The sequence below is a fragment of the Cognatishimia activa genome, from assembly GCF_001458335.1.
GTDB lineage: Bacteria > Pseudomonadota > Alphaproteobacteria > Rhodobacterales > Rhodobacteraceae > Cognatishimia > Cognatishimia activa.
Genome location: NZ_CYTO01000013.1, coordinates 1 through 4,638 on the forward strand (window position 1 = coordinate 1; position 4,638 = coordinate 4,638).

The window sequence follows — 4,638 nt, forward strand, 5'->3', positions numbered from 1 at the left end:
AGGAATATGAGCTTGACCCAGACACCCAATTAGAGAAGGAGACATTCGCTGCAGTCGCAAACGGGCAAGCCATGACGCTCTATAGCGGACCTTGGGCGCGAAGTTGTAATCTGGCCTCACGACGAAGTTTCAAGTTGTAGGACCTGCGGCGGATTACTGAATCGTGGCAGGTCAAACAGCGAGCTCATTTGAAGTGCTGCTGAGCGACGGTCCCCAAGTTCAATTAAGTGATCGAGAATTTCCACAAACTGGACGTGGACATCAGGCTGCAATGGCGCGTCTCGTTCGGCAAAAGTCTGAAGCAGACCGGCAAGTTGTGCAGTTCTCCCCCCGGACCAAAACCCTCTAGACTGCCATACGGCGGGCGCGATGCCCCCCAACCTAGAAGCGAGGAAATCGCTTCCGCGATGATCGAAGGATCTTTCAACATGGAGCAAGAATGCTTGCATGACCTGAGGCAGGTGCCCAAATCGTTGGAGCATCCAATCAATCAGTGGATTCAGTAGCTTTGCATCAGACCAATCATTGTTAGCGAACCGGGCCGCCCCCATTGCTGGCCGATCCCAATTTGCCCCCATTGCGATACGAACCAATTTGTGAAGCTGATCAGGAAGACCATAGTCCTCCCGCCACTCCGGACGTTTCCAATCGGGGTGGTCTTCAACCGCCACAAAGATATCAATGAAAACGTCGAAGATTCCTGATGGCACCTCCGGAGCATCCAGAAGTCGCATGCAAGAGTAGGCATTCGCGAAGGTAGAGAGGACTTCGCTTTTCGGTTCGATAGGCAATAAAGACAACAAGGGTATGATCTCGGTGCGCACCTGTTCTGTAGGTAAATCCTCACAAATCGACGCTAAGCCCCAGATACATGTGGAAAACTCTCGCCATAGCCTTGAACCCGAGCGGCGTTCTGCCTCGTCAGCAATACTGATCGCTGCAGCGAGCTTGTTCACGAAGTCACGCAGGAGCGATAATATGTCGTCTCGAAAGCCATCATCATCAGTGAACCTGTCTTTCGGGATGATCGACAACATCGATGCAAAGTCTTTGACGCGCCATTGATCCAAATGCTCCGGCTCAATTCCGGCATAGGTATCAGACAGCTTGTTCCAATCGCCAGATGCTAGACCTTGTATAGCAGCCTCAAGCAGCTGTTGTTTTTCGGAGGCCAGAAGGTTGTGTCTCTCATCACGTCGCCGGTACCAGTCAGACGAACCACGATCCAATTCAAGTGTCGTCAACTTGAAGGCGAGCGCCGTGCATTTGTCAGCGAAGTCCTTTTGCTCTCGCCAACATGACGCGGCATTTGACAAGGCAGACAACTGCACGCCCTTGTAGGGATGAAAACACAACCGAACCAATTCTTGCCGCGCTGAACTTACTGATGGCCCACCATTCTTGATTATCGCCGCCAATGCCTTTGACGCAAATGTTTCGGGTCTGTCTTCGGCAGGAGCATCAGCGTGAAAAAATTCATTACTTGCCGGAACAGTATTGGCTGCGCGGAAAGCAACGCCTTCGGCCCATTCCTGTTGATCTTTTGGAAGATCGGCACCGAAACTTAAGATGGCTGCTGACACGGCCGCCACTCCTCCAGCGCGGCGGCTGCCGGGGTCTCCGGCATCGAAACCAGCGTTGAACATGTCCTCGTTATCGACCTCGCGTGCGAGCGCAACAATCTCATCTCGCGCCTGATCATCAATTTTGCCGCTCTCGAACCAAGACTCACTTTGTTTCAGCAGTTGGAAGCCTTCGTTCCAATGGGCTAGCCGTTCACCTGCTTCTTCCGCTTGTTGCACCCGTTCGTCTGATGGCTGGAATGCGACGCCGACTCTCCCGTCATCGGTCTCCACATGAGCATAGTTCGCAAGGTCCGCAATAGCGGCCCACTCCTCGGCTCGATGCAGAAAATATGCAACTAACTTATCATCATCATCTTGACCTTCGTGGGTGAAGGGTAGCTCGTTTGGAAAGCTGGTAAGCTTTTCCGCTACCTTTTCGCGTTGGTCGTTAGCTGTGAGAATGAATGCTGTCGCGAGCCACCTGATGTTCTTTTTCCGGGAAGGCCGCGAGTTGAGGCGTTTAAGTGCTTCAAGATGAGTTGTCTCGTTAGAAAAGCCGAAGCTCGCTCCGATTTCGTTTGAGTGAAGGCCTTGGACGTCGTGTTGCCAGCGGTACTCGTCCATGGCCCAGATGTGCTGGCAGCCTACGAGAGCGGCTGCTGCAGGTGACAGCGCGTCCTTGTCCAACAAGACCCCCAAGGCGATGCCCAGAGTGGCCACGCTTTCGTGTCCTGTAACAAGCTCCCTTACGATCTCGTCAACATCCCGTCCGGCTTCAAGCTCGGAGAACGCCCAATCTTCCAGCGCCATAAGTGCCGACTCGAGGATATCGCAAGAAAACAGACCTCGATACCAACCATAAATCCTTTGGTCGCCCCAGAACGTTTGAGTTCCCCAGGGGAAATCCACGCTAAATGGAACCGGAATTTCGCGGTTGTGATAGTCGTATCGGGGTAGCTCTCTCCATGCGACAACGGTCCGGCTGAGCAGCTTGCGAATTAAACGAAGACCTTCTTGAGGCGCGTTCTCGAAAAGGGCTGCAAATGGTTGCTGGACAGGAGAGGCTGGATGGCAGTGGCGCGAATGGTCACTGATGCCCGGAGAATCCCAATCGGTCATATGGGGAGACCAACCGATCATCTGCCCCCGCGACCTCTCAGCTGACTCTGATGGCAGTGGCTCGATAAACGCCTGGAACGAAAAGTCAGCTAGGGCATCAGGAACCACACCGGCAAGGCGCACACTCCACGCAAAGACGCTTGACTGAACTTTGTCGTCAACTCGCTCGGTCGTCCACGCTTGGAGCCTGCAACTTAGTAGGTCGGTGTTTGTGAGAGAGGACCTTAGGAAAGCCTGTCGAATTTTGCTGCCGAAACCGTTCTTATGAAACCCCAGCGGAGTGGTTTTTTTCCCCCGATCCCGATAGTCATAGGCATCCCACTCAGTAAGAATTTGATCAATTCGTTCAGCATAACGATCTTTGATTCGGTCGGGATAATCTTGAAAAAGGTTCAGCCATACGTCGAACGTGTCAACTATGTCCTCAGCCGTTGCCTCATTCCAATCAAGTGAAAGCAACCAGATCAGCAGGCGCTTCCAATTTCGAACAGGGCGGGGCCAAGACAAAAAGTCAGCTATTCTGAATTTTTCGAATTTCGTTTTCTCGCCGAGTTCGAACGCGCCATGGACGATCAGAAGGTTTTCGATAGTCTTGTGTGCTCGGAAAGAAGAAAGGAGCCGGATGAGCCGGTGGTCTTCGCTCAAAAAAACAGAAATCGCATCTTTTCGCTCAAAGAACACCGGAGACGCAAACGGGGCAAGAAGCCAAACCCTGCTCCAATGACGCCATGCTTCCTGCTGCTCCAGTGCCAATTGCGTTTCAGTCCAGGTGTCTTCGGACTCGAATTCAAACTGTGATAGTAGCTCTACCACCCGGATTAGTCCGGGCCTGTCGCCAGCAGCCGCGAGGGTGCCCGGCCAATCTGGACCATTTTGGCGACACAATCCAAACATTGCCCATTCAAGAAATATGTCGTGGGTAAAGGAATATCTTCCGCTACCCGCAACTTCAGCTATCGCTCGTTCTTGTACTAGTGCCGTCAGAGTTTGAGCCGTCATGCCTTCTACTGCGCCGCTTCTATTGGCTGCTTGAGCGCATCTCGCGGCTAGCTCACTGATCGCTTGGCGGCGTTCAATCGAAGAGGCTTTATCACGTAGACCCTGCTGTCCTTCCAGCCAAACCTGCGCTAGCGAAATCTCGGAAAACCTGCCCGGCGCTCCATCAGTGCTCACTGAACGTTGTGCCAACACCTGAGCAAAGAAAGGTCGCCTTGCAAATTCCTTCTCTTGACCCTCGGCGAATAGGACTTCGTGCATCGCTGGAAACCGCTCAGCAAGGATGCCAGCCTCATTATCATCAAATCCATCGATCTCGACGATGTGTGCTTGGCCCTCCTCAATGAGTTGAGGAGGGAGCCATATCCTCAAGTCTTCGAGGTGTGACGACCGGGTAGATGCCACAATGCGCCAGCCCGCAAGCCTTGGATCGTCAAGAAGGATATTTACGATGTCCAAGATTGTCTGACGGATCTCATTACCTAGGCGATCTATCCCGTCGATGAAGAGAGTTGGCTTTCCCAGTGTGGCTAGCTCAAAAAGGAGGTCAGCAAGCCGTTCCGTTTCTAGACGCAAGTGCGTGGCGAGTGAGGGCCAGCCGGGGCCGACGAGACGCTTGTCGGTCAGAACAAGAGCGAAACCGTGCCGAGCGTGCTCTTCGGCCAGCGCTCGTAACACCGCCGACTTTCCCGAACCGGCCTCGCCCGTCAATTGGATAAATCGCTTGCCATCATCAATGTCGTTAATCTTATCGAGAATACTATTTCGCGGGATGATCAGCCCAGAAATATCCATTCGGATACCTTGAAGAGCATGTCTTGTTTCTTCTGCTACCTTAACGAGATCGCTGCGCATGCTTGGAAGAGAAGAAAGATCAAACACTCCCGAAAGCTGCTCAACCAATGATGCCCTTGAATAGCTTGAATAGCCCCTAGTTTCCTAGACGCCTTCTTGTTTG

The 4,638-nt window shown here is 52.8% G+C and carries 1 protein-coding gene; it reads right to left on the bottom strand.

Annotation, left to right across the window (positions count from 1 at the left end):
- Positions 1-116: 116 nt before the first annotated feature.
- On the bottom strand, positions 117-4,583 hold the full coding sequence (locus TA5113_RS08780; RefSeq protein WP_258953917.1) for an NACHT domain-containing protein: 4,467 nt from the start codon (positions 4,581-4,583) through the stop codon (positions 117-119).
- Positions 4,584-4,638 lie beyond the last annotated feature (55 nt).